Raw genomic sequence first — 26,373 nt, forward strand, 5'->3', positions numbered from 1 at the left:
GTTATTTAAATGCAGTAATTTAAAAACCGTTATTTAAAAGCCGTTATTTAATCGTGCCGGTAACTCGCACGCGGCGTTCAATGCGAGGTGCAGCTGTAACAGGGCGAGCGCGAGCAACGCTGTGTTGATCAATGACATTTTTTAGGGCGATTAGCATGCCAGCCACAAAGAAAGCCCCTGGCGGCAGTATGAAAAATAGAAACTGATAATCGTCAGCAATGGTGAGCTGCCAATTAGCGGCCTGCGGCCCAAACAGCAGTGCCATATCGCTAAACAGCGTGCCTTGGCCGAGCAACTCTCGCAGGGCGCCCAGCAATACCAGAACTGCGCCAAACCCTAATCCCATCATCAAGCCATCGATGGCGGCAGGCAGCACTGGTTGACGAGAGGCAAAGGCATCCGCGCGGCCGAGGATGGCGCAGTTGGTGACAATTAGCGGAATAAAAATGCCCAGTACCTGGTAGAGCGGGTAGGCGTAGGCGGCCATTAGCAATTCAGCGCAAGTAACAAAGGCAGCAATGACCATCACGAAAGCGGGCAGGCGTACGGCGGTGGGCACCTGATGACGGATCAATGAAATAGCCGTACTGGCACCCACCATTACCATCAGCGTGGCAAGCGCTAGCCCTAGCGCATTGACGATGCTGCCGCTGACAGCCAACAGGGGGCAGAGCCCTAGCAATTGCACCAGAGCTGGGTTATTCGACCAAAGACCGCTTCGGGCGAGTTCGCGCCACTGGCTCATGATGTAGGCTCCTGAGAAGAAATCGGTAGCGGTGTTTCGGCGGCGTACTGTAAGGCTTTATATACGGCGTTTACCACGGCCCTAGGCGTAATCGTCGCACCGGTAAAAGCGTCAAAATGGCCGCCGTCTTTAGCCACTGTCCAGCCTGACGGTGACAAGCTATCTAATCCCAGGCCATCAAAACCGGTAATCCAGTCGCTGCGTCTGCGTTCTATATCATCACCCAGTCCAGGTGTTTCCTGATGTTGGGTGACGCGTACTCCGCTAATACGCTGCTGCTCATCAATGCCTATTAGTAGCTGAATTTCGCCGTTGTATCCCTGCCGTGTCACCACTGGAAAAATCACCGCACCGCTATCCTGGTCGCTTACCGACCAGCCCTGGGTATCTTTTTCTAGCCCCAGCACCTCTGCGTTGGGAAGGGTAAAGGTGCTTTCCAAAACGTCGGTAATGGGAATATTGGCTAACGTTTCGGGCAATACTTCTTGAAGTTGGCGGTGCTGATAAGCCAACTGGTGCGTCGCTATTCGCTCGGCGGTTAAGGCGCGCGTTAATGCGATGCTGCCCGCCGTTACCAGTGCAAAGGCCCCCAGCGCGAGTGCCCCTCGTAGCATGGCCTGGCGTAGCGTCATAGCTGCTTTCCTGGCGAGGTTTTTGGTATGCCGGTGGGGCGCGGCACGCTATAAAGGTCTAACAGCGGTACGCACAGATTCATCAGTAATACCGCAAACGCCACTGCATCGGGGTAGCCACCAAAGGTACGAATGATGATGACTAACACGCCAATGCCAGCGCCATAAATAAGTTTACCGCGTCGGCTAGTGGCTGCAGAAACAGGGTCGGTGGCGATAAAGAACGCCCCAAACAAGGTTGCCCCGGTGAGCAGGTGAAACAACGGAGAAGCAAAGTGGCTTGGGTCGCTGAGATAAAACAGCGTCGCAAGTACCACGACACTACCCAGCATGGCGGCAGGAATGTGCCAACTGATAATCCGTTTGTACAATAAGAACGTACCGCCCAGCAGCCAGGCTAAGCTGATGATTTGCCATGCACCGAGCGTACCTTCAGGCAATGGTTTGGCTGCCCAGAACTCGCTGGCAAGCACCGCTTCACCTTTGTGCTTAAAAGCATCGAGCGGTGTGGCACCGCTCAGGCTATCCAACTGAGCGGCTGGCAGCGTGCCAGTGATTTGAGACCATAACTCGGTGGGCACAATGTTTTGGGGTGGTGTCCATAGCGTCATATAGGTAGGAAAAGACACCAATAGCAGCGCATAACCCACCATGGCAGGATTGAAGGGATTATGACCTAAACCTCCATACAACTGTTTGGCGACTACAATCGCAGCAACCATGCCCACGCAAATCAGCCACCAGGGGCTGGCTGGTGGTAGCGAAACGCCAAGCAGAACACCTGTGAGTAGGGCGCTTGAGTCATTGATCGTTATTCGTATTGGTCGTTTGCGCACTCGTAACACGGCTGCTTCAAGCGCAACCCCCAGCGTTGCTGCTAACAGCACGTTGCTGAGAACGCCAAGGCCAAAGAAATAGCTCATCGTGGCGATGCCCGGCAGGGTTGCTGCAAATACCCAACGCATTAAGCTCGCCGTGGGGGGCACGGTAGAAGCGGCGTTACCACCGTTTACCTGTGAAGCGTGCATCATACTCATGGCGATTCCTTGCTGGGCTGCTGCTCGCGTGCTTTAGCAAGCTGCAACTCGGCTGCTCGTAAGTTCTCCTGCGCGGTTGCAAGCTGCGTTTCCAGATCATCAAGGGGCTGTTTAGGGTCTTCCTGGGCCACACGTGAAAGGTTTTTTTCGGCTTTTTTAACCGACGCTTTGGCAGCTGCATGGGCAATTCGCAGTCCGCGTAAATCCACTTTCTCACTGCTTGCCGTGGTGTTGCTGGCAGGACGCTGTTGCTGTGCTTGGCGAGCTGCCTTGCGCGCCTGTTTTTCGGCCTCTTCGCGAGCAAGCCGCGCTTGCCGAAATTCAAAGCGGTGCTTGGCGTGCTCTGCTTTTTCCGCCTCAATACGCTGCAGGCGTAGACGGCTTTTCGCCTCGCGATAATCATCAACCAGCGGAATATGGCTTGGACAAACGTAACTACAGGCACCGCATTCAATACAATCGAACAGGTGGTAGTGCTCCATCTTGGTGTCGTCTTTAGCGCGTGCGTACCAGTGAAGCTGCTGAGGCAACAGTGCTACCGGGCAAACGCTTTCACATTCGCCACAACGAATGCAGGGCGACTCCTCTGGTGCCTGTGGAAGTTCATCAGTGGTTGCGGCGATCAGGCAGTTGGTGAGTTTGGTGACCGGCGCATCCAGTGTCAGCAGCGGCGTTCCCATCATGGGACCGCCCTGAATCACTTGACTTAATGTTGCCTGGTTTAGACCCGCGTGCGTCAGCAGTTCGTTTATGGAGGTGCCTATGCGAACCCAGCGGTTGCCGGGGCTGGCAACCGCTTCTCCCGTCAAGGTCACCACTCTGGATACCAGCGGTTGTCCGTCGCGAATGGCCTGGAGTACCGCGAGAAGCGTGCCGGGGTTATGGCAAAGCACCCCCACATCGACTGGCAAACCGCCACTGGGTACTGTCAGATCAAGTAATTTTTTTATCAGTTGACGCTCGCCACCGCTGGGGTAGCGAGTGGGAATCACTTTTAGCTCAACCAGAGCCGGCTGGCTAAACGGTAGTGCACTTCTCAGGGCTTCAATGGCCGCGGGCTTATTATCCTCGATGCCAATTATGATCTGCCGTGCGTTACACAGTTTGGCCATTATCTGCGCGCCTTCGAGTACTTCACTAGCGTAATGGCGCAAGGTGATATCGTCGGCAGTAATATAAGGCTCGCACTCAGCAGCATTGATCACGAGGGTGTGAATCGGATGCTGTTCCACCGCAAGCGCTTTAATGTGGGTAGGAAAGCCGGCCCCGCCTAGGCCGACAAGGCCGCTCTCGTTTAAGCGCTCAAGCAGCTCAACGGGAGCGGAATAGCGCCAGTCGAGGCCAGGCAGGCGCTGCCATTCATCTCGCCCATCACCCTCTATAATGATTTGGATGGTGCTAACGTCGGCTATCGTGCCGCTGATGCTGGCATGCAAGTGGCTGGAAATCATCCCTTCGCGCTTAGCAATCACGCTGCCCACCTTCACCAAGTCACCTGGCGCGACACAGGGGGTGGCGGGCTGACCGCTATGTTGTTGCAGTGGGAGAACCACTCGGTTCGGCAGTGGCGCCTCAATCAGTGCAGCCTGATTTGAGCGCAGCTTGCGCTCGGGAGGGTAAATGCCACCCGGAAAATCAAAGGCGCTCGACATGAACACCTCCTGGCGTAGCTTGTCGGTCACTGGCAATAACATTGGATGGCGGTTTGATAACCGGCTGCCAGCGGCTGAGTGGCGCCGTTCGCGGCAGCATATCAATACAGTCGACGGGGCAGGGGTCCAGACACAAATCGCAGCCGGTGCATTCATCTTCAATCACGGTATGCATTAATTTGGCAGCGCCAATTATCGCGTCGACCGGGCAGGCTTGAATGCATTTTGTACAGCCAATGCACTCTGCTTCGCGAATAAAAGCCACCTTCGCTTCGCTTTGGGCTTCACCGTCGAGAGGCTCGGGTGCGCGACCTAATAAATCGGCAAGCCCCTGGATAGTCGCTTCACCCCCTGGTGGGCATTTATTAAGTGAGTCACCTTGGTTAATGGCTTCTGCATACGGTCGGCAGCCAGGGTAGCCGCACTGGCCACATTGGGTTTGCGGCAATAACGCATCAATTTGCTCTACCAGTGGGTTATCTTCACGCTTGAAGCGTTCATTAACGACCCCCAGAAGAGCACCGAAACTGATGCCCAAGCCGGTGAGTACCGCGATGGCGCTTAGAATGCTGATAGCATCGAATGTATTACTCATTACGCGCTGCCTTCACCCTTGTACTAACCCAGAAAAGCCGAGAAATGCCAGCGACATCAGGCTAGCGGTCACCATGGCAATAGCGGCACCTTGGAACGGTTTGGGGATATCTGCCCCGGCTATGCGTTCGCGCATGGCTGCAAACAAAACCAAAATAAGCGAGAACCCCAGTGCGGCGCCCAACCCATAAAGGAGGGTATGAAAAAAACTTAACTCGCGATTTAGCGACAGCAAAGCGACCCCCAGCACTGCGCAGTTAGTCGTGATGAGCGGTAGGAAAATGCCCAGTACTTGATGCAACAGAGGGCTTAGCTGGCGCACCATGATTTCAGTGAACTGCACCACGGCGGCGATGACCACAATAAAACTGATGGTGCGAAGATAAGCGACATCCAGCGGCACAAGCAGTCCGTGGTAGACCACGAAGCTGGCCGCTGACGCCAGGGTCAGTACAAAGGTGGTGGCCAGGGACATACCCATAGCCGACTCTAATTTATTAGAGACCCCCATAAAGGGACACAAGCCCAAAAACTGAACCAGCACGAAATTGTTGACCAGTGCTGTGCTGATCAAAATAATAAATAGCTCACTCATGGCGGCGTATTATGAGAAGAAAATGGGGTATTGGCTAGCGAAGGTGTATAAACCACGGAGCAATGTCGTCCAGCGGCTTTGGCAGCGTACAATGCTTGGTCTGCAGCTGTCATTAAAGCGGTGGGGGTCATAAGTGCCGTGCTGTCAAACTGACAAATCCCAATGCTGACGGTGACATGCGGCGCCACAGGCGACAACTGGTGCGGGTACTTTAATTGATCAATGGCATGACTCAAAGCCTCGCTTTTTTCAATCGCTTGGGTAGCTGAAGTGGCAGGCAGCATGGCACTAAACTCTTCACCGCCCGTGCGTGCGATAAAAAACCCCTGGTTAGTGGCGACGTCATGCATTGTCTGCGCTACTCGTTGCAAGCATGTATCGCCCTCAGGATGGCCGTAATGGTCATTAAATAATTTAAAATGGTCAATATCGAGCATCATCACCGACAGGGGTTGGCCGGTGACCAAGGCGATATTAATCACTTCTTGTAGCCGCTGGTCGAATAAACGGCGATTGGGTAAGCCAGTCAATGCGTCATGGGTAGAAAGCTCGATTAGCTCGGCATTAAGCTGCTTTTGATGTTTAAACTGCTGCTGAAAGGTACGCGCTAACACACCGATTTCATCGGTGCGCTTTATCAGGTTGGCCGATTCGGCCGAGTCGACACTGACTTGCTGGGTAAATTGGGTAAGGGTTCTCAGTGGCTTCAGGATAATACGCTCGAGTAGAAACAGGACAAGGGCAATGACCAAAAGCATTAAGCATGCTGTCCACAAAAGTACGTATCGAAAGGTCTCTAAACTGGCTAAATAGCTGGTGCGATTAAGGTGGGTTCCTAGCTCGATTTGCTCGTTGTGTGGATAGGTAGGTATATAGCGCTGCGCCTGGATAGTATTACCCGTAATAGTAACGGCAACCTCTTTGTCTATAGGCGCATCAACCATCGAAAGTGTGGTTGGTAACCCCGTATAGTCTTCTATGATGTCACGCCATGCACCATCCATTGGCCTCACTTTAAATAACCAGCCTTGTGGTGGGCCACTTTCGTCAGTACGCAAAATGGGATTAGAAGCCACCATCAAGGGAGGTGAGCCAGCATAGAGGTTGCTTTTTCCTTGCTGCGGGTCTTCCTCAATAGAGGCCTTCATAGTTCGGATTAACCCTTCCGCCCAACCGCACTCCCGCTCCATGGTATGGCAGGTAGTGTAAAGGTCAGTAGCAGGGTTAATGCCTGCTATAAAATGGACTTGGCCCTCTGCGTTAAAAAACACCATCAGCTGGTAGCGCATTTCTTCAAACATTTGCTGGCTAAAATTTGTATCGGTATAGCCGGGATAATAGCCTTGGATAAATTCGTAAGTATCGTCCCAAATAGCCCAATCTCGAACTTGGGCTAATAGTTCTTTCTGACTGATCTGAAGGCTGCGCTCAATTTGCTCAAGCTCTTGCATCACTACCGCACGCTCTTCCTTGTGAAGCGCTGGGAATATCACCCATTGACTCAATGCCCCTAAAGAAATGAGAGCAAGGAGCAAGACGCCTCCTAAGGCAGCTAAAAAACGAAAGCGTAAAGATCGCGAGAAGATTCGAACCATAAAAAGTGCCTGAGCAAAGCGGTGATGATGTGCGACTAAAAATGTGCGACTAAAACAGTACTTAAAAACAAAAAGGGCAAAGGCGGTTAGCCTCTGCCCCTTAATAACCTACTCTCTTGATTACGTTACCCGCTGGCCCGGTTCGGCACCAGTGTCTGGGGAAAGCAGATAAATGCCTTCTTCATTGGCAGAGGCTAATACCATGCCTTCAGACATCCCAAAACGCATTTTGCGCGGTGCCAGGTTAGCGACCATCACGGTCAATCGTCCTTCTAATGCTTCGGGGGCGTAAGCGGAGCGAATGCCGGAGAAGACATTGCGCGTTTCGCCGCCCAGATCGAGGGTCAGCTGTAATAGCTTGTCGGCGCCTTCTACGTACTGGGCCTGAGTGATGCGTGCAATCCTGAGGTCGACCTTCGCAAACGCTGCAAAATCGATTTCAGCGGCGATGGGTTCATCTGCCAACGGGCTTTTTGGTGCCTCTTTCAGTTTCTGCTCTTCCACAAGATCTTCCTTGGATGCTTCAATCATCGCATCGATTTTATCGCGCTCAACGCGCGTCATGAGCGGCTTGAATTTGTTGATTGAATGATCTGTCAGGACGCTTTGTCGAGTGTGCCAGTCGAGTGATTCGATATTCAAAAACTCACGGGCATCCTCAGCCATGGCGGGGACCACGGGGGCAAGATACACCATTAACTGGCGGAATAAATTAATACCTACCGAACATATCTCCAAGACTTCTGCATCGCGCCCATCCTGTTTTGCAAGTGCCCAGGGTTCTTTATCTGCTATGTAGGTGTTGGCCTCATCCGCCAGTTCCATAATTTTGCGCATTGCCCGACTAAATTCACGCAATTCAAAGTCGTCGGCAATATCGTCACCGGCGGCAATAAAGCGGGCGACCATTTGCGGCTCAGCGCAATGTGTCGAGAGTGTGCCACCGCCCAGCTTTTTAACAAAGCCAGCGCACCGGCTGGCAATGTTGATCACTTTGCCAACCAGATCGGAGTTTACCCGTGCAGCAAAGTCTTCCAAGTTTAAATCTAAATCATCAACTTTGGAGGTGAGCTTGGCCGCAAAATAATAGCGCAAGTATTCCGGGTTAAGATGATCGGCGTAGGTCGCAGCTTTAATGAACGTTCCGCGAGATTTCGACATCTTGGCGCCGTCTACCGTTAGGAAGCCATGGCAGTTGACGGCCGTTGGCGTACGAAGGTCGGCGCCATGCAGCATAGCGGGCCAGAACAGCGCGTGGAAGTAGACGATATCTTTACCGATAAAGTGATATACCTCGGCGTCGGAGCCCTTTTTCCAGAAGCTGTCGAAGTCGATACCTTGGCGATCGCATAGGTTTTTAAAACTGGCCAAATAGCCAATTGGCGCATCTAGCCATACATAAAAGTATTTGCCCGGCGCGTCAGGTATTTCAAAGCCAAAGTAAGGCGCGTCGCGGGAAATGTCCCATTCATTAAAGCCGGACTCAAACCACTCCATCAGCTTGTTACGGATTTGCGGCTGAACGTGGCCGTCGTCAATCCAGCGCTGCAAGAAGTCGGCAAAGTCGGGCAGCTTAAAGAAGTAATGGGTCGAGGTGCGCACTTCGGGCGTGGCGCCTGAGATCGCCGAGACAGGATTGATCAAGTCAGCGGGCGTATAGGTAGCACCACACTTTTCACAGTTATCGCCGTACTGGTCGTCTGCCCCGCATTTTGGGCAGGTGCCTTTAATAAAGCGATCAGCTAAGAACAAGCCTTTTTGCGGGTCAAACATTTGCTCTATATCGCGCGTGGCAATATGGCCTTTATCCCGCAAGCGCTTATAAATCATTTCACTGAAATAACGGTTTTCAGCGGAGTGGGTTGAGTGGTAGTTGTCGAAACCAACGCCAAAACGAGCAAAGTCTGTTTGATGATCCTGAGAAACCCGTTCAATCAGTGCTTCCGCCGTAATGTTTTCCTGCTCAGCACGCAACATGATAGCGGTGCCATGGGCATCATCGGCACATACGTAGTAGCACTGCTGGCCACGGCTTTTCTGGAAACGTACCCAGATATCAGTCTGGATATACTCAAGTAAGTGACCGAGGTGAATGGCTCCGTTGGCATAAGGGAGCGCGCTTGTCACCAAAATGTTGCGCGTGGCGGTAGTAGGCATGGTGAAGGTTAATTCCGAGTGGATATAAGGATCGTTCGAGCGTTAACAAATAAAGACGGCGAAGTCGCTAAAAGGCGCTTCGCCGATAACCGGGCGCTTAACAACGCTTAATAGAGTGCTTGCTCTTCTTGAACCACTTCGCGCAGTAATTCTAAAAAGAGTTTATCAGCTTCAGAGTGCTCAGCCGGGTCTTCCGGGATATGCACGCTGGTGGTGTCGGATATTTCGTTAGCAATGCGTGCCATCGCCGCAGCACTACTGCCTTCGGTCAATTGTTGACGAGCAATCGTCAGAGATTGCTCAAGAATTTTGGGGTCTTGTAATAACTTGCGAATAAAACCACGTAGCTCATTGATGACACGTGTTTTCTGAATTTCTGAACCGGACATGGAAGTCTCCTTAGGATCGCGGTTGACGGCAGCGCCAAGCGGGACCAATCACTGCTTTGACCATAGCATTTTTTCTGCCAACGGGCATGAGTTGCCTGGTATTAAAACGCCAACTTAAAGGCACCAGCTCAAAACGTCAGGTTAAAGCGTCAGTCTACCTGCTTTATGCTTAACAGGGTTTGCGTACTGGGCGAGCCAGTAAGGGCGCAGTGGCTCAGGTACCTCAGCAAGCCGCGCATTAAAGCGCTCCCTGTCTTGGCGCGTAATGGCTTTTCGCGCTACCAGTTCAGGCGCTTCACCCTGTGCTTCCAGCGCTAAATAGTGGCTGGGGAATAGACGATAACCACCAATTACCTGGCGATCTATTTCAGCCGCTACTTCATCAGGCGTTGCCATGTCAGACCCAACAGGGGTGCCAAAGTGTAGTCGTACGCGTCCTTTGGAGCCGGTAATGCCTGCGACAATGGAGCGAATGTCTTCAAACTCCTCTTTGGCGTAACTACCCTGGGTATCAATGTCGTGCAGCTCTTGGGCCTTTTGTACATCGCAGGGATCGTACTCATAGCTAATCGATACGGGCACAAGCTTCAGCTCGGCAATCGCATCGCCGAATACCATATCGCGCTCTGAAGCACGCCTCGCCATGATCAGCATTTTGATGATGGCGGGCTCGGTGTGATCAATGCCGTTTTTGGCCCGCCCTTCGCGCTGCGCCATCCATATCGAGTGTTGATCTTCGGTAATGGTGTGGCGAATATAGGCGGAAAGCTGCTGATATGCCGCCAGCATAGCCCGTTTGCCGCGCGCGCTACGCGGTACAATAAAGCTTTTATTAAGCCGCATCAGGTCGGTGACATAAGGTTTTTTGAGCAAATTATCGCCAATAGCGATACGCACGGTGTCCCGCTTTGCCTGATACAGCGCGTAGTTAACGAAGGCTGGGTCCAGCGAGATGTCGCGATGATTACCAATAAATAGGTAAGCACCATTAGGATCAAGCTTATCAAGGCCAGTCACTTCAAATGCATCGGTGGTGGTGCGAATCATGCGCTCCATATAGTGAGCAATGCGCATTTGAAATTCGTAAACCGTCGAAACATCTTTGACTTCGCGGCGTACCGCGCGGCTGGCAAAACCACGTGCCAACGATGGTGCCCAGCGTGCTAAGCGTGGCAGTCGAAAGCGGGTGAGCGCATCTAGCAGCTCATTGTCCCGTGAGAGCCTAGCAAGAACATCGGCTACTTCGTGATCCATGAACGGCCGAATATCGGCCCACGGGTCTGTCTCGATAGAGGCGTTGGGAGCGTTGTTATGATGAGTCATGCGAACCGTTGGATGATAAACCGTTGGTGATTAGGAATAGGTGCCGATTAATACCATAAAGGCGAAAAGACTATAAAGGCATTACTGCGCCGCGGGTTCCCGCTGCGTTTCACCGCCGAGCCACTCTATCAAGCGAGGAATGTCATCGGATAGCGCCTGTGCCATTAAAATAAAGTCCGTTTCCAAACGAGCAAGGGCATCATCGCCATCGTCAGCATGGTCGGCTTCTTCGATGAGGGCATCGCCAAAGCGTAATGATTTCAACGCAAGATCATCATGCAGAATAAAGCTTAAACGTCCTTCCAGGCTAATCGCGAGCTTGCTGGCTTGACGACCGCTCTCCAGCAATTGCTGGATCTCATCGCTGTCTAAATCAACTTGGCGCGCGCGCAATACGCCGTCGTCACCTTTGGCTTTTAGCTCGACCTGGTCGCCAAGCTGCAAGTCCGCAGGGCGGCTTGCAGTGTCGCCAAGCCAGGTGGTCATTGCGCGAATAGGCAGTGTTTGCGAGCTGAGCGGCGTGACTTTTAAACTACCCAGTGTTTCTCTTAATAGATCCAAAATATCTTCAGCGCGGGTGCGCGAGCTGGCGTTAATGCCAATCAGCTGGCTGCGGGTATCCCACCATAGGTCGATTTTCTGACTGCGGACAAAGGCACGCGGCAGTAAGTTTTCGGTGACCTGCTCTTTTAATGCGGTCTTCTCTTTGCGGGTCACTTTGCGGCTTTCGCTGGCTTCAATATCGGCGACTAGCTCGTCAACTTCTTCTTTTACCACGGAAGCAGGCAATAGACGCTCTTGGCGCAGCGCGGAAAGCAGGCGATGTGCTTGAATTTCGTGAACGAGCTGACCACCGCCTAAACGTCCTGCTGGCGCCGTCCAACCTAGGCGGCGCGCATCGGCGTTGCCAAGTGGTTTGGCGGCATGCTCTTGTAAGGCGCTAGCGAGCGCATCGCTGGTTATCTCGGGCGCGTCGTGTAGCCGGTATAAATGCAAGTGCTTAAACCACATGGAGCCAATCCTGTTCAAAAGGTGGCACATTATGGCGAAAGCGAGGCATTCCTACCAGCGGCTGGCGCCAATCGGTTTTGTTGCGTGTGTTTAAAACTTATGTTTGATTATGGTTTTGGTAATCACTGCTTTTTTCTAACCTTTATTTTCTCTCCAATCTAAACAAAGGAGCTGTTATGACTGCATCACTCTCTAGAGTGCAATTGCGCGTCCGAGGCTATCACCTGGATGGCTATGGCCATGTTAATAACGCTCGTTACCTGGAGTTTATGGAAGAAGGGCGTTGGGACTTTTTTGATCATCACCCTGAGATGATCAAAGAGCTTCATCAAGCCGGGCGAGCGTTCGTCGTCGTCAATTTGAATATTGATTATTTGGCCGCTGCACGTCACGGGGATGATTTAGAGATAATGACGGGGATTGTTGAGGTCGGTGAGCGCAGCGGGCTCTGTCATCACCGTATTGTGCGCAAGGATGGCACCGTAATAGCCCAGGCGGATTTAACCTTCGTTCTGTTGGATATGCGGGCTAATAAGGCCGCTGCCATTGAGGGAGAGGTGCGTGAGGCATTAGCTGCATTAACGTTGGCGAAAGAGGCATTTACCCCCTAAATGGCTTTGGTGAGCTCCCTGGCTGCCCTTGCCGCTTTTGCGGTGGTATGATGGCGTCGTATTTGCGCGCTGTTCTATTGTTTTAATAGGGCGGTGTTTTTAAGCGCTTTCAACTCTCGCAGTGCCAATGCAGTGCAAAGGATCTAACTTTCATGGGTGACATCGCCAGAGAAATCTTGCCCGTCAATATTGAAGACGAGCTCAAACAGTCGTATCTCGACTATGCGATGAGCGTCATTATCGGTCGCGCGCTTCCTGATGTGCGGGATGGCCTTAAACCGGTTCACCGGCGTGTGCTGTTTGCCATGCATGAACTGGGTAATGATTGGAATAAACCGTACAAGAAGTCGGCGCGTGTCGTCGGCGATGTCATCGGTAAATACCATCCGCACGGCGATAGCGCGGTATACGACACCATCGTACGGATGGCGCAGCACTTTTCGATGCGCCATGTGCTGGTCGACGGCCAGGGTAACTTCGGTTCAATTGATGGGGATAACGCAGCCGCCATGCGTTACACCGAGGTGCGTATGTCGCGCCTTGCCCATGAGCTGCTCGCTGACCTGGAAAAAGATACCGTCGATTGGGTGGATAACTACGACGGCACCGAGCGTATCCCCGCCGTATTACCTACTAAAGTACCCAACCTGCTGATCAACGGCTCGTCGGGTATCGCCGTCGGCATGGCGACCAATATACCGCCGCATAATATGCGTGAAGTGATTGACGGCTGTTTGGCGTTAATCGATGACTATACGCTGTCGGTGGATGATTTAATGGAATACATCCCCGGTCCTGACTTTCCTACCGGCGCGATCATCAATGGCCGTGCGGGCATTTTGTCCGCCTACAGAACAGGCCGTGGGCGCATTTATGTGCGTGCTTGTCATACCATCGAGCACCACGATAAAACCGGTCGTGATCACATCATCATTACCGAGCTACCTTACCAGGTGAACAAGGCGCGGTTGATCGAGAAGATCGCCGAGCTGGTGAAAGAGAAGAAGATCGAAGGCATCGCCGAATTGCGCGATGAGTCGGATAAAGATGGCCTGCGCGTAGTAATTGAAATCAAGCGCGGCGAGTCCGGTGAAGTCGTGGTCAATAACCTGTTTGCTCAAACACAGCTGCAGAATGTGTTCGGCATTAACATGGTGGCGCTGGAAAATGGTCAGCCGCGCACGCTCAATCTGAAAGAAATGCTGGAAGCCTTTATTCGCCACCGGCGCGAAGTGGTGACCCGGCGTACACTGTATGAGCTGAAAAAAGCCCGTGAGCGTGGGCATTTGTTGGAAGGTTTGGCTGTCGCGATCTCTAATATCGACGAAGTCATTGAGTTGATTAAAGCCTCGCCCAACGCGGCAGAAGCGCGTGAAAAACTGCTCGCCAAGACGTGGCAGCCGGGCCAAGTAACCGCCATGTTGGAGCGGGCAGGGGCTACCTCTTGCAAGCCGGAAGAGTTGGATGAAGGGTTTGGTTTAAACACCGCAGCTACTTCTTATCGGCTTTCGCCTGCTCAGGCGCAGGCGATTCTTGAGCTACGTCTGCACCGCTTGACGGGGCTTGAGACCGAGAAGCTGCTCGACGAATACTTAAATATTCTTGAAAAAATTGCCGAGCTCACCGAGATTTTGGCGTCTGCGGACCGCTTGATGGAAGTGATTCGTGAAGAGCTGCACGCCGTACGTGATCAGTTTGGTGATGATCGCCGCACTGAAATTCAGGCCAGCCATTTAGATCTTTCCATTGAAGACTTGATCGCCGAAGAAGACATGGTCGTGACCGTGTCGCGCTCAGGCTATGCCAAAACTCAGCCGCTGTCCGATTATCAGGCTCAGCGTCGTGGCGGCCGTGGTAAGTCTGCCACCGCAATGAAAGATGAAGACGTCATTGAGCACCTGCTGGTCGCGTCTACTCACGATACCGTGTTGCTGTTCTCTAATCGCGGCAAGGTGTACTGGCTGAAAGTGTACGAAATGCCCAACGCCAGCCGCGGTTCGCGGGGTAAGCCTCTGGTTAATATGTTGCCGCTTGAAGAGGGTGAGGCCGTTAACGCTATCTTGCCGGTACGCGACTACGACCCTGAGCACTATATTTTCTTCGCGACGGCCAAGGGCACCGTGAAGCGGACCAGTCTTGAACAGTTCTCGCGCCCACGCAGTGTTGGCCTGATTGCGATTGATCTGGAAGAGGGTGACCGCTTAGTTGGCGCTGCCATTACCACCGGTAACGACCATGCCATGCTGTTGTCCTCAAACGGCAAGGCGATTCGCTTTGAAGAGGGCAACGCCCGCGCCATGGGCCGGACTGCTCGCGGCGTGCGCGGTATGCGTTTGGCCGGTGACGCGGAAGTCATCAGCTTGATTATTCCGAAGAGCCAGCAGATTGACGCCGAAGCGGATATTGACAGTGAAATGCCAGAAGGCGCTGTCTCTGAAACCGCTGAAGGTCAAATCTACATTATGACAGCCAGTGAGAACGGTTACGGCAAGCGCACCCGTCTGGAAGAGTTTCCGCTGCGTGGCCGGGGTGGCCAGGGTGTTATTGCCATGCAGACCAGTGAGCGTAATGGTTCCCTAGTGGCGGCGATGCAGGTTTATGACAGCGATGAAATGATGCTGATCACTGACCGTGGCACGCTTGTGCGTACGCGTGTTGAAGAGGTCTCGACAACGTCGCGTAATACTCAGGGTGTGATGCTGATTCGACTTGGTAAAGAGGAGAAGCTGGTCAAGACGGTGCGTGTTGATGAGCCGGAAGAGAGCGATGAAATAAGCGTTCTTGAGGAAGTCAGCCCTGACGGCACCCAGCCCAGTGAATCATCCGATGACGCACAGGAAACAGGGTCCGATGACACGTCACTATAATTTCTGCGCAGGGCCGGCGGCCCTGCCAGTCGCCGTGCTAGAACGTGCCCAGGCAGAGCTGTTGGACTTCCAGGGTCGTGGCCTTTCCGTGATGGAAATGAGCCACCGCAGCGATGAATTTGTCGCCATTGCTGAGCGTGCCGAAGCGGATTTTCGCCATCTGTTAGGCGTGCCTGATAATTATCGAGTGCTGTTTTTGCAGGGCGGGGCCAGCATGCAGTTCGCCATGCTGCCCATGAACCTGTTGGGGCAGGGTGGCAGTGGTAACTTTATCCAGACCGGTATTTGGGGCAAAAAAGCGCTTAGTGAAGCCAAGCGTCTTGGTTTTGGTTGCCATGTGGCGGCCAGTAGTGAGCCTAACGGCCATAGGGAAGTGCCCGCACTGGATAGCATTGAGATAAGTGATGATGCTGCCTATTTGCACTACACCTCTAACGAGACGATTGGCGGATTGGAGTTTGATTATACGCCCCATGTGCAGCGTGCTGATGGCGCTAACGTGCCACTTGTTTGCGACATGTCGTCGAACATCCTTTCCGGGCCGATCGATGTCAATGAGTTTGGTGTGATTTATGCCGGTGCACAAAAAAATATAGGCCCCGCCGGTCTGACGTTGGTGGTTGTGCGTGATGACCTATTAGGTAAAGCGCAGCCGGGCATTCCTTCACTGTTTGATTATCAAATGCTGGCTGACGCCGGCTCGATGGTGAATACGCCGCCCACTTACGCCTGGTATTTGGCCGGCTTGGTGTTTCAGTGGCTAAAAGAAGATGTCGGTGGTGTAGCTGCCATGGATGCCATTAATCAGCGTAAAGCCGATAAACTTTACGCGGCGATTGATGCCAGCGATTTTTATAGCAACCCCATCGCTAAGCACAATCGCTCTCGGATGAATGTGCCTTTTGTGTTAGCCGATGCGGCGCTGGATAAGTTGTTTTTACAGCAGGCCGATGCGGCGGGGCTGCTTAATTTGAAAGGCCACCGCAGCGTGGGCGGTATGCGGGCCAGCCTATATAACGCGGTGCCTGAGTCGGCAGTCGATGCGTTGATAGCATTTATGGCCGATTTTGAACAAACAAGGGGCTAAACCACCATGTCCGACACGTCGATCAAACTGGATGAGCTGCGCCAGCGTATCGATCAGCTCGATAGTGATATCCTTAACCTGATTAGTGAGCGCGCCAGCTGTGCCCAGCAGGTGGCCCACGTTAAGCTGAATGAAGATAAGGATGCGGTGTTTTACCGTCCTGAGCGAGAAGCACAGGTTCTGCGTCGCATTATGGCGTTGAACAAAGGGCCGCTCGATTCAGAAGAAATGGCGCGCTTGTTTCGTGAAATCATGTCGGCGTGTTTGGCACTTGAACAGCCTGTCAAAGTTGCTTATCTGGGCCCTGAAGGCACCTTTACTCAACAGGCGGCACTTAAGCATTTTGGCGAAAGTGCTATTAGTATGCCCATGGCAGCTATCGATGAGGTGTTTCGTGAAGTGGAGGCAGGCGCCGTGCACTACGGCGTTGTGCCAGTGGAAAACTCCACCGAAGGTGTCGTCAATCACACCCTTGATACCTTTATGGACTCCTCGATCAAAATATGTGGCGAAGTAGTGCTGCGTATTCACCACCATCTATTGGTCAGTGAAACGACCCGTCGCGATAAGGTTTCGCGAATCTATTCTCATCCTCAGTCATTCGGCCAGTGCCGCAAATGGCTGGATGCGCATTATCCCCATGCCGAGCGAGTGCCGGTCTCTTCCAATGCCGAAGCGGCTAAACTAGTCAAAACCGAGTGGCATAGCGCAGCGATTGCTGGCGATATGGCGGCTAAGCTTTATGGTTTGGACTATATCGCCGATAAAATTGAAGATCGGCCAGATAACTCCACGCGGTTTTTGATTATTGGTAATCAGGATGTGCCCATGGCAGGCGAGGATAAGACCTCGATTGTGGTCGCCATGCGTAATCAACCGGGTACGCTGCATGCGTTGCTTGAGCCGTTTCATCGCCACCAGGTTGATTTAACGCGCCTGGAAACGCGCCCTTCGCGCACCGGTGTATGGAACTATGTCTTTTTTATTGATTTTAAGGGCCATCGCGATGATCCGCGAGTCGCCGCTGTGCTTGAAGAAGTACAGCTGAGAGCGGCGGATTTACGTGTGCTGGGTTCCTATCCGATAGGCGTGCTGTGACATTAATGGCCGACGAAAACCTAAAAACCCCTATCTGCCATGAATCACGTCTTCTAATTGTTGGTCTGGGATTAATTGGTGGTTCGCTAGCCGCAGCACTGCGCGAGTCAGGGTTTAAGGGGCAAATTGCAGCCTGCGACCCTGATGGTAATGAGATCGCTCTCGGTATCGAGATGGGCTTAATCGATACTGGAGGTACGCATCTGTACGAACAGTTGCGTGACGCATCCATGGTAGTGCTGGCGGTGCCGGTGCTCGCTATGGAAAGCGTCATGGCTACGCTAGCTGAGGCACTGCCTTATGCCGCCCGGAACGTCGTATTGACCGATGTCGGTAGTACTAAAGCGACCATCCGTGCCTACGCTGAGAAAGTATTTGGCCAAGTACCCACTAATATGGTGCTGGGGCATCCCATTGCTGGTTCTGAAAAAAGCGGCGTGGCGGCGGCTAATCCTCGTCTTTATGTAGATCACAAGGTCATCCTGACGCCTGAGCCCAACGTGGACCGCAACGCATTAGAGCGTGTCCGCCTTTTATGGCAAGCCTGTGGCGCCGATGTGTTGGAAATGGACGTAGAGCGACATGACCAAGTATTGGCGCGTACCAGCCATTTGCCGCATCTGCTAGCCTTTTCATTAGTGGATACGCTGGCGCGTCAGGATGAGCGGTTAGAAATTTTTCGTTACGCGGCAGGCGGTTTTCGTGACTTTACCCGCATTGCAGGCAGCGATCCTGTCATGTGGCGGGATATTTTTATCGCCAATAAACAAGCGGTGCTGGCATCGCTGGATGATTTTGAGGCAGGGCTTAAGCGCTTGCGCTATGCGGTAGAGACAGATGACAGTGATGCGCTGATTGCTACCTTTGATCGGGCGAGCCATGCCCGGCACTATTTCGACTCTTTATTGAACAAAACCAGTTATCAGGCGGAATATCATATGCAACCACAAGGTGAGGTCACCTACCGTGTGCAGCCGGGCGGTCAAGCCAAGGGGCGTTTGCGCGTTCCCGGCGATAAATCCATGTCGCATCGTTCCATTATGTTGGGTGCACTGGCGGAAGGTGTCACCGAAGTAAAAGGTTTTCTTGAAGGCGAAGATAGCCTGGCGACGCTGCAGGCATTCCGCGAAATGGGCGTGGCGATTGAAGGGCCGCACCAAGGGCGAGTGACGATCCATGGTGTCGGTATGCATGGCTTGAAAGCCCCCGCCGGTCCACTTTATGTGGGTAACTCGGGTACCGCCATGCGGCTTTTCTCTGGATTGCTGGCTGGTCAGGCATTTGATAGTGAATTAACCGGCGACGAGTCATTGACCAAGCGGCCAATGGGGCGTGTGGCTGACCCGCTACGCTTGATGGGGGCCACGATCGATACCGCTGATGGTGGGCGCCCACCGCTCAAAATTCACGGCGGCGCTAACCTTAAAGGCATTCATTACGATATGCCTATGGCCAGTGCCCAGGTTAAATCCTGTTTGTTACTAGCCGGGCTGTACGCTGAAGGCGAAACTCGGGTACGTGAACCCGCGCCTACGCGTGACCACACCGAGCGTATGCTCAATGGTTTTGGCTACGCGGTTGCTCGTGAAGGTGATACCTGCTGGCTACAGGGTGGCGGCAAACTTACCGCAGGCCCCATTGATGTGCCTTCGGATATCTCTTCGGCGACGTTCTTTTTAGTTGCCGCCGCGATTACCCCAGGCGCTGATATTACCCTTGAGCACGTGGGTATTAACCCTACCCGGATTGGCGTGATCAATATCCTTACCCTGATGGGGGCTGATTTAGCATTAGAGAACGAGCACGAAGTAGGTGGCGAGCCAGTGGCCGATATTCGTATTCGTTACGCGCCGCTGAAGGGCATTGATATTCCCGTCGATCAAGTGCCGCTAGCGATTGATGAGTTTCCTGCACTGTTCATCGCGGCCGCTAACGCCCAGGGTACGACGCGTCTGCGCGGCGCCGAAGAGCTGCGAGTGAAGGAGTCTGATCGTATTCAGGCGATGGCTGACGGCCTGGCCATTCTAGGCGTCAAGCATACGGTCGTTGAAGACGGTATCGATATTGTCGGTAACGGTGACGACAGCGTACCAAGCTATGGTGGCGGGCGTATCGACAGCCTGGGCGATCACCGTATTGCCATGGCGTTTGCGATTGCATCGCTCCGTGCTAGCGAAGAAGTTGTCATTGAAGACTGTGCCAATGTGGCCACTTCTTTCCCTGATTTCGTTGCGCTAGCGACACGCATTGGTATGGCCGTGAGTGTGGAGGGTGCGCATGAATGATCACGCTGCCACGCTTGTCGTTCCTGTTCTTACTATTGATGGCCCCGGTGGCGCAGGTAAAGGTACCATCAGTGGTTTGGTCGCGGAGCGCCTGGGCTGGCATCTTCTCGATAGCGGTGCACTTTATCGGCTGACGGCTCAGGCGGCGGTTAAGCACAATGTTGCCGTTGATGATGAATTGGAGTTGGCACGCTTGGCCGAACAGCTTGATGTGTCGTTTCCGGTTGAAGATGGCCAGCCACGTACGCTGCTAGAAGGTGAAGATGTCGGCCAGATCATTCGCACCGAACAGGCCGGAGAGCGGGCTTCCCAAGTGGCGGCGTTACCCGCCGTGCGCCAAGCACTGCTGCAGCGTCAACGCGATTTTTGCCAATCTCCCGGGTTGGTGGCTGACGGTCGTGACATGGGAACGGTGGTCTTTCCTGATGCATCGCTCAAGATTTTTTTAACGGCGAGTGCCGACGAACGGGCACGTCGACGTTATCTGCAGTTGCAGGAAGCCGGGGTGGATGCTAGTCTTTCGAGTCTTTTAAAGGAGATTCAGGCACGCGATGCACGCGACACGCAGCGCAGTGTGGCTCCTCTCAAGCCGGCAGATGATGCCATTACGCTTGATACCACGCGCCTGAGCATACCGGAAGTGGTAGATCGATTGACCGAACTGCTCGCCCAAAGAGGGCTGGTAAGCGGCGTGTGATTCTCCCTTGCGGCGCTTTTGGATAGGTGTCACGACGTGGCAGGGCACTAAACTCACATCGGTGAGCCCGGTCAGGTCTAACCAGCGTTAACACCCCCAAAGGCTGAGTGACATTAGGCCCGCACTTGCTGGTGGTGCGGAGAAGGCATTTATGCCTCAACAACGTAATTACGTAGGAACACCATGAGCGAAAGCTTTGCTGAGCTGTTTGAACAGTCTCTTAACGACATCAACATGGAGCCAGGCGCTATCGTCGCGGCCCAGGTTGTCGACATTGACGGTGACTGGGTTACTGTCAACGCTGGTCTGAAATCTGAAGGTCAGATCCCTGCGTCACAATTCCGCGATGAGCACGGTAATCTGAACATCGCTATCGGTGACGATGTGCACGTTGCACTTGAAGCCGTTGAAGATGGCTTTGGTGAGACGCGTCTGTCCCGTGAAAAAGCCAAGCGCGCAGAAGCTTGGAAGATTCTGGAAGCAGCCTTCGAGAAAGACGAAATCATCAAGGGCGTTATTAACGGTAAGGTTAAAGGTGGCTTCACGGTTGAAGTTGACTCTATCCGCGCCTTCCTGCCAGGCTCCTTGGTTGACGTTCGTCCCGTTCGCGATACTGCACACCTGGAAAACAAAGAGCTGGACTTTAAAGTCATCAAGCTCGATCCGAAGCGCAACAACGTTGTGGTATCACGTCGTGCGGTTCTGGAAGCAGAAAACAGTGCAGAGCGCGAAGCGCTGTTGGCCACTCTGCAAGAAGGTCAGCAAATCAAGGGTATTGTTAAGAACCTGACAGACTACGGCGCTTTCGTAGACCTGGGTGGTGTTGACGGCCTGCTGCACATCACAGACATGGCGTGGAAGCGTATTAAGCATCCGTCTGAAATCGTTGCTGTTGGCGACGAGATCAACGTCAAGGTTCTGAAGTTTGACCGTGAGCGTAATCGCGTTTCACTGGGTCTGAAGCAATTGGGCGAAGATCCGTGGGTCAACATTAAAGAGCGTTATCCGGAAGGCATGAAAGTACACGCTGTCGTCACAAATCTGACTGACTACGGTTGCTTTGCCGAGCTGGAAGAGGGTGTTGAAGGTTTGGTTCACGTGTCTGAAATGGACTGGACTAACAAGAACATCCATCCGTCTAAAGTCGTTCAAGTGGGCGATGATGTTGACGTCATGGTGTTGGATATCGACGAAGAACGTCGTCGTATTTCTCTGGGTATCAAGCAGTGCACTGCTAACCCATGGGAAACCTTCAACACTGATTACAACAAGGGCGACCGCGTTTCAGGCACCATCAAGTCGATTACTGACTTCGGTATCTTTATCGGCCTTGAAGGTGGTATTGACGGTCTGGTTCACCTGTCTGACATTTCTTGGTCTGATACTGGCGAAGAAGCCGTACGCAACTTTAAGAAAGGTGACGAAGCTGAAGCCGTTATCCTGTCTATTGATCCAGAGCGCGAGCGCATCTCGCTGGGTATCAAACAGATGGATTCTGACCCCGTTGCTGAGTACCTGTCAGTTAACGATAAGGGCAGCATCGTAACGGGTCGCGTCATTGAAGTTGATGCTAAAGAAGCGCAAGTTGAATTGGCGACTGACGTTGTTGCTGTGCTGAAAGCTTCCGAAATCAGTGCTGACCGCGTAGAAGACGCGCGCAACGTACTGAATGAAGGCGACAGTGTAGAAGCTCGTATTGTCAGTGTTGATCGCAAGAGCCGTCAGATTAACCTGTCGGTAAAAGCGAAAGATCAAGATGATACGCGTCAGAACCTGAAGAAGATGCGTGAGCAAGAGCCGGAAACAGCAGGTGGTCCGACCACCATCGGTGATCTGATCAAGCAGCAGATGGGCCAAGACTAATACCTTATTAGTTATTGGTTTGTAAAAAGCGCCGCCCTTATGGGCGGCGCTTTTGTTTGTATAGTAGAGTGCCTGTAATAGCCGTATAGATAGTTCCCATAGAGTGCATATTTTATTCGGTTCGAAACACTTTAAATAACAATTGTGTTTTTAAAACGATTAGTAATTGAGTAAATATCAACTAGACTATTGTCAGTTAGCCTTTTTACAGGAATAATGTCACAGCATTCTGAACTAGTGGGTGCCAAGTATGCACCTAAACCAGTTGGACCCCGTTCAGTTGGATACGTTACTAAAGGAACCCCAATGTCATTACTTAACGAATATATTCAAAAAGAGCAGCAGCTAAAGCAGCTTCAAGAAGACCTTCAGCGTTTAGAAGGCGACCAGCGCCTAAAAAGCGAGTTAGAATTTAAGGCCAAGCTTGAAGCGCTTATGACTGAGTTCGGCAAGCGTCCTAGCGACGTCATTGCTTTATTAGACCCTGCAGCTGACCAGCGCAGTGCTAAAACGACAGCAAGTGGTAATGCTCGCCGTAAGCGTCGTCTTAAGATTTACAAAAACCCTAAAACAGGGGAAGTAATCGAAACCCGCGGCGGCAACCATAAAGGTCTACGCAGCTGGAAAGACGAGCATGGCGATGAGGCCGTTGAATCATGGCTGGTGCGCATGGAAGACTAAGTAATTAATGACCGGCATTTCTATTCAGAAATGCCGTTTTTTATTGTTCACCCTATGCTCAGCTAATTATCAAAGACATTACCACTGATAAATGCCTGCTGGTGTGGGTTACGAAGCTCTAATCGGTTTGTTCGCCATAACGGCGATTGAGATGGCCGCTAACATGACAGCTACCCTATCTGCATAGTGATTTAAATTGCATAGTAGTTTAGTTGGTAGGCTTCAGATCCCCATAAAGATCAGCTAAATCGCCAACCGCATGCTTGCATCGTCATAGGTTGGCATGTAGCCATGTCGATGAGGAGCTGGCAAAGTAATGCTTTTTGTATTTGTCTGTATGTTCGGGTGAAAGGACATTGGCGGTACGACAAGAATCCCAGGAATAGTTAACAAGCACATTTGCTTGCTGAAAATATGTCAGGCAGTGCGATGATGGTCTTAGATAGGCGTAGTAGCGCCTATAACACGGTTATTGCTTGTTGTGATATCCTGACATACCCTAACGTTTTGATACGTTCTGACGCTTTATTGAAGCCTTTTAGGCCTGTTTGTCGGATGCTGGGTTTTCCAATACGCATGTCGTACTATTGTTAAAACCACAAAGAGCCAACAAGTGATAGAAGGCGGTCTCCTCGTTCGCCGAAAATTGCGGGGCTTTAAGTGATAGTAACGCCGAAACGCCTTAAAAAAAGAAGAGCTGTTAGGGGCTTTCCGCAAGGTATCGCAATTTGAGCTATATTGAGGGGAGGACGCTAGTCGCCTTCGCCGCGCGTTCTAAATCGCTTTCTTCACTAAGCCCTTCACGGAGCCCTTTAAGATAGGCATTTGGTGAGATAGGAAAGCTTTGGCAGACTAGCGTCGAAGTTGAGAAGTCAATATCCTATGTGGGTAGCAGGGTTTTCATGGGCAGCAAAGTCTTCGTGGATAGCAAGGCTTTCGATTCCTAGCGGCTTATTAATTGTTTTTCTCAGCCAGAACTTAGCTTGAGTCATCGCTTTAAACTTTATCTGGCCTTCGTGAGTGATTCGTACAGGTCGTCATTATCCCACCTGTCGTGACTCTGCTAAGCGCTTTATTGTTGGTGACTTGCCTGAGTAGCTTGCCTGAATAGAGAGAAGCGTTCGGACTTTATGCAGGCAACTGAGTGGTAAAGTAAATTTTCTGATTTTATACGCGTTTGTGCGCAATTTTTTGTGGGTAAAAACGCTACGTTAGCAGTCATTTCGACCATTTAAAGCAAGGTGTAAATGAAACATCGATGAAATATCAAAAGGTTCAAAAGCCAGTAGATGAGCGTGAGAAGCTGCGGAAGTTTCGTGAGTTGGATGACGCCTTTGCGCAGGCTTTACGTCAATTAGATGATCCGAATAGCGATTTTGATATACCGACAGGTCCGCCGGTACGCTCGCTTGCGGCATTGGAAAAAGAAGACGTAGAAACTCAACATAAGGAACAGCAACAAGAGCAGGAGCGTATTTTCAAACAGCGCTTTGAAGCTTTGTTGAGTGAATATGATGTGGGCCATTACGATCTGGCCGAATTGGTTGAAACGTTACTTGGTTATGGTCTATGGCAGCAGGATATAGTGCCTGGTAGTTAGCGCCTTTGAATTTACTGATGGCTATACGTGCTAGCGGTAACGGTAAACACGGAGGCTCGGCAGGAACACTTCATGTTCTAACTTTTCATCGCGCCGTCGCGCTCTTGTGCGAGTGGTCGGTGGCTGCAAAGCAGGCAGGTTAATATGAGGTAGCCGTTGACCATTGGCGGGCACGAAAATTGGCATGGCAGCATTCAGCGCCCGTCTCGTATGTCCATCGGCGAGCGGCTCGGTAAAAAATAGATTTGCCCGCATAAGCGGAGCCTGGGTTTGCACTTGGGCCAGGATTTCACCGCTGGGAATACTGGCTAATTTACGCAGTTGAATCCGGATATGCGGCGCATCAGTATCAAGTTGAATAAGCTTACGTTCGGCTTCTTGCACGGTTAACCGCTTAATTGAACGACCACTGCTATACCAGGCGAAGCGAACACGTGAGACTGGCGCCTGCGCGATAGGTAATTGCCGCCAGCTCTGTTTAAGGTGCAGGCGCGCTAGCCCATTACGACGTAGCACCTCATCGACATGGGGGTGGCGCTTGGGCAGACGGCTTTTTGCATCGCTGAGTGCCCCTGGGAAGCTCTTTTTAATATCCTGCAATAGTTCGCTAAAGTTGGCTTTAGCTTGGTTGATAGCGTCTATCGCCGTCAGCAGTTCCTCGTTGGCAGCCACTATCGCGATGTAATTGCGCGTTTCACGCCCATCTTGATCTTGCTCATGCCACATATCGAACAGTGCTTCCCGCAGCCAATGGGTAGTGGGTGTCGTTTGATGAAAAACCCACGTAGGCGGTTGCTGCTGTTCGTATAGCGAGACGGCGGCCTCAATTGTTTCAAGTAAATAGTCAAATTGCTGCTCCAACTGAAGCAGCAGACGATAGGCCGAAGGCGATGGTTGGTCAGACATTGTCTCCGCCCTGATCGGTTACGGGTTTGGGAAGTCAGCTATATGGCTTACTAAGAGAGCTGCGCACTAAGAGAGAGGCGCATCCTTGTCAGCTTGCGCCAGAAGCGTGTCTATATCGGCTTCATCCATCGCGGATTCGCCTGAGATACGGTGTGACTCATCGGCCCACGCGCCCAAATCTAACAGTTGGCAGCGCTTACTGCAGAAAGGGCGGTAAGTACTTTCGGGCAACCAAGGCACTTGCTTAGCACACTGCGGGCAATTAACTTCAAGTGGGGAATCGTTTGCAGGGCGAGTCATAAAAACTCCAATAGGTTGTCAAGCGCGATATCTTAGTCGTTAAGCAGCTGGCGATAACGTTCATCAAGCCGAACCACTTGTTTCAGCATGCTGGCATGGTCACCGCTGTTATCTATCACGTCATCTGCCTTTGCCAGCCGTTGTTCACGAGAAAGTTGGGCGGCGAGAATAGCATGCACTTGGCTTTCACTCACTCCATCACGCTGTAAGGTTCTCGATAATTGTACCGCTTGCGGCACATCCACCACTAGGCTGCGGCTAACCAGTGCATCTTGCCCCGACTCAAATAATAGGGGTGACACTAGCAATACATAGGGCGCCCCTTGAGTTTTAAGTCGCTCCAAATGCTGCAATAGCCGCTCTCTTATTTTGGGATGTGTTAGTGATTCTAACCACTGCCGGTGTTCGGGATGCTTAAATACAATGTCGCGTAAGGCCGCGCGATTAAGCGTACCATCCAGATGAATGATCTGGTCACCGAAGCGCTTTTTGATGGCTATTAGCGCGGGTTCCCCAGGTAAGACAATCTCTCTGGAGACATCGTCGGCATCAACCCAGGCGACACCGAGTGTTTCAAAGGCGCGAGCCACCGTCGATTTACCCGAGCCTATGCCGCCGGTTAATCCGATAATCATCTGCTGCCCCACA

Annotated in this window: 23 protein-coding genes; 9 read left to right on the plus strand and 14 right to left on the minus strand. The window is 52.2% G+C overall.

Annotation, left to right across the window (positions count from 1 at the left end; all coding sequences use genetic code 11):
- Positions 1–43 precede the first annotated feature (43 nt).
- The 11 genes from ACW44H_RS08380 to ACW44H_RS08430 form a co-directional block, all read right to left on the minus strand.
- Positions 44–745, minus strand: coding sequence for an electron transport complex subunit E (locus tag ACW44H_RS08380; RefSeq protein WP_113267959.1), 702 nt, complete (start codon positions 743–745; stop codon positions 44–46).
- Positions 742–1,377 (minus strand): electron transport complex subunit RsxG, encoded by a 636-nt coding sequence (rsxG, locus tag ACW44H_RS08385; protein ID WP_457508400.1) that lies wholly within the window; start codon positions 1,375–1,377, stop codon positions 742–744. The genes ACW44H_RS08380 and rsxG overlap by 4 nt, the downstream gene beginning before the upstream one ends.
- Positions 1,374–2,414: an RnfABCDGE type electron transport complex subunit D gene (locus ACW44H_RS08390; protein ID WP_457508402.1), complete on the minus strand. Its 1,041-nt coding sequence runs from the start codon at positions 2,412–2,414 to the stop codon at positions 1,374–1,376. The genes rsxG and ACW44H_RS08390 overlap by 4 nt, the downstream gene beginning before the upstream one ends.
- On the minus strand, positions 2,411–4,066 hold the full coding sequence (rsxC, locus tag ACW44H_RS08395; RefSeq protein WP_457508404.1) for an electron transport complex subunit RsxC: 1,656 nt from the start codon (positions 4,064–4,066) through the stop codon (positions 2,411–2,413). The genes ACW44H_RS08390 and rsxC overlap by 4 nt, the downstream gene beginning before the upstream one ends.
- On the minus strand, positions 4,050–4,661 hold the full coding sequence (rsxB, locus tag ACW44H_RS08400; protein WP_457508406.1) for an electron transport complex subunit RsxB: 612 nt from the start codon (positions 4,659–4,661) through the stop codon (positions 4,050–4,052). The genes rsxC and rsxB overlap by 17 nt, the downstream gene beginning before the upstream one ends.
- Before the next feature lie 12 nt (positions 4,662–4,673).
- Positions 4,674–5,255, minus strand: a complete 582-nt coding sequence (gene rsxA / locus ACW44H_RS08405) for an electron transport complex subunit RsxA (RefSeq protein WP_113267954.1) — start codon at positions 5,253–5,255, stop codon at positions 4,674–4,676.
- Positions 5,252–6,790, minus strand: coding sequence for a sensor domain-containing diguanylate cyclase (locus ACW44H_RS08410; RefSeq protein WP_457508408.1), 1,539 nt, complete (start codon positions 6,788–6,790; stop codon positions 5,252–5,254). Before ACW44H_RS08410 ends, rsxA begins: the two co-directional genes overlap by 4 nt.
- A gap of 180 nt (positions 6,791–6,970) precedes the next feature.
- Entirely contained in the window at positions 6,971–9,007 is a 2,037-nt protein-coding gene (gene metG / locus ACW44H_RS08415) for a methionine--tRNA ligase (protein ID WP_457508410.1), read from the minus strand.
- A gap of 107 nt (positions 9,008–9,114) precedes the next feature.
- Positions 9,115–9,396, minus strand: coding sequence for a hypothetical protein (locus tag ACW44H_RS08420; RefSeq protein WP_457508412.1), 282 nt, complete (start codon positions 9,394–9,396; stop codon positions 9,115–9,117).
- Positions 9,397–9,537: 141 nt separating this feature from the next.
- A complete protein-coding gene (locus tag ACW44H_RS08425; RefSeq protein WP_113267950.1) occupies positions 9,538–10,719 on the minus strand; it encodes a 1-acyl-sn-glycerol-3-phosphate acyltransferase in 1,182 nt (393 codons plus the stop codon).
- An 81-nt stretch (positions 10,720–10,800) separates the two neighbouring features.
- Positions 10,801–11,730, minus strand: coding sequence for a recombination-associated protein RdgC (locus ACW44H_RS08430; RefSeq protein ID WP_457508414.1), 930 nt, complete (start codon positions 11,728–11,730; stop codon positions 10,801–10,803).
- A 176-nt stretch (positions 11,731–11,906) separates the two neighbouring features.
- Here ACW44H_RS08430 and ACW44H_RS08435 point away from each other — a divergent pair, with 176 nt between their 5' ends.
- The 9 genes from ACW44H_RS08435 (at position 11,907) to ACW44H_RS08475 (ending at position 24,519) form a co-directional block, all read left to right on the plus strand.
- Positions 11,907–12,341: an acyl-CoA thioesterase gene (locus ACW44H_RS08435; protein ID WP_113267948.1), complete on the plus strand. Its 435-nt coding sequence runs from the start codon at positions 11,907–11,909 to the stop codon at positions 12,339–12,341.
- Positions 12,342–12,493: 152 nt separating this feature from the next.
- Positions 12,494–15,208 (plus strand): DNA gyrase subunit A, encoded by a 2,715-nt coding sequence (gene gyrA, locus ACW44H_RS08440; protein ID WP_457508416.1) that lies wholly within the window; start codon positions 12,494–12,496, stop codon positions 15,206–15,208.
- Positions 15,192–16,295 (plus strand): 3-phosphoserine/phosphohydroxythreonine transaminase, encoded by a 1,104-nt coding sequence (gene serC, locus ACW44H_RS08445; RefSeq protein WP_457508418.1) that lies wholly within the window; start codon positions 15,192–15,194, stop codon positions 16,293–16,295. The genes gyrA and serC overlap by 17 nt, the downstream gene beginning before the upstream one ends.
- Positions 16,296–16,301: 6 nt before the next feature.
- Entirely contained in the window at positions 16,302–17,393 is a 1,092-nt protein-coding gene (pheA, locus tag ACW44H_RS08450) for a prephenate dehydratase (protein WP_457508420.1), read from the plus strand.
- A 5-nt stretch (positions 17,394–17,398) separates the two neighbouring features.
- A complete protein-coding gene (locus ACW44H_RS08455; protein WP_457508422.1) occupies positions 17,399–19,678 on the plus strand; it encodes a bifunctional prephenate dehydrogenase/3-phosphoshikimate 1-carboxyvinyltransferase in 2,280 nt (759 codons plus the stop codon).
- Positions 19,671–20,375 (plus strand): (d)CMP kinase, encoded by a 705-nt coding sequence (cmk, locus tag ACW44H_RS08460; RefSeq protein WP_457508424.1) that lies wholly within the window; start codon positions 19,671–19,673, stop codon positions 20,373–20,375. The genes ACW44H_RS08455 and cmk overlap by 8 nt, the downstream gene beginning before the upstream one ends.
- A gap of 183 nt (positions 20,376–20,558) precedes the next feature.
- Entirely contained in the window at positions 20,559–22,238 is a 1,680-nt protein-coding gene (rpsA, locus tag ACW44H_RS08465; RefSeq protein ID WP_113267942.1) for a 30S ribosomal protein S1, read from the plus strand.
- 306 nt (positions 22,239–22,544) lie between these two features.
- On the plus strand, positions 22,545–22,919 hold the full coding sequence (locus ACW44H_RS08470; RefSeq protein WP_447044023.1) for a histone-like nucleoid-structuring protein, MvaT/MvaU family: 375 nt from the start codon (positions 22,545–22,547) through the stop codon (positions 22,917–22,919).
- 1,258 nt (positions 22,920–24,177) lie between these two features.
- Positions 24,178–24,519, plus strand: coding sequence for a hypothetical protein (locus ACW44H_RS08475; RefSeq protein ID WP_113267940.1), 342 nt, complete (start codon positions 24,178–24,180; stop codon positions 24,517–24,519).
- Between the two features lie 30 nt (positions 24,520–24,549).
- Here the strand turns inward: ACW44H_RS08475 and ACW44H_RS08480 are convergent, their stop codons facing one another.
- The 3 genes from ACW44H_RS08480 to coaE all read right to left on the minus strand — a co-directional run bounded on the left by ACW44H_RS08480 (position 24,550) and on the right by coaE (position 26,360).
- The gene (locus tag ACW44H_RS08480) at positions 24,550–25,425 is read right to left on the minus strand and encodes a DNA replication terminus site-binding protein (protein WP_113267939.1); all 876 of its coding nucleotides are present in this window, start codon (positions 25,423–25,425) and stop codon (positions 24,550–24,552) included.
- 66 nt (positions 25,426–25,491) lie between these two features.
- A complete protein-coding gene (yacG, locus tag ACW44H_RS08485) occupies positions 25,492–25,725 on the minus strand; it encodes a DNA gyrase inhibitor YacG (protein WP_113267938.1) in 234 nt (77 codons plus the stop codon).
- Positions 25,726–25,757: 32 nt separating this feature from the next.
- Positions 25,758–26,360: a dephospho-CoA kinase gene (gene coaE / locus ACW44H_RS08490; RefSeq protein ID WP_457508427.1), complete on the minus strand. Its 603-nt coding sequence runs from the start codon at positions 26,358–26,360 to the stop codon at positions 25,758–25,760.
- Positions 26,361–26,373: the final 13 nt, after the last annotated feature.

The sequence above is a fragment of the Vreelandella sulfidaeris Esulfide1 genome, assembly GCF_054072535.1.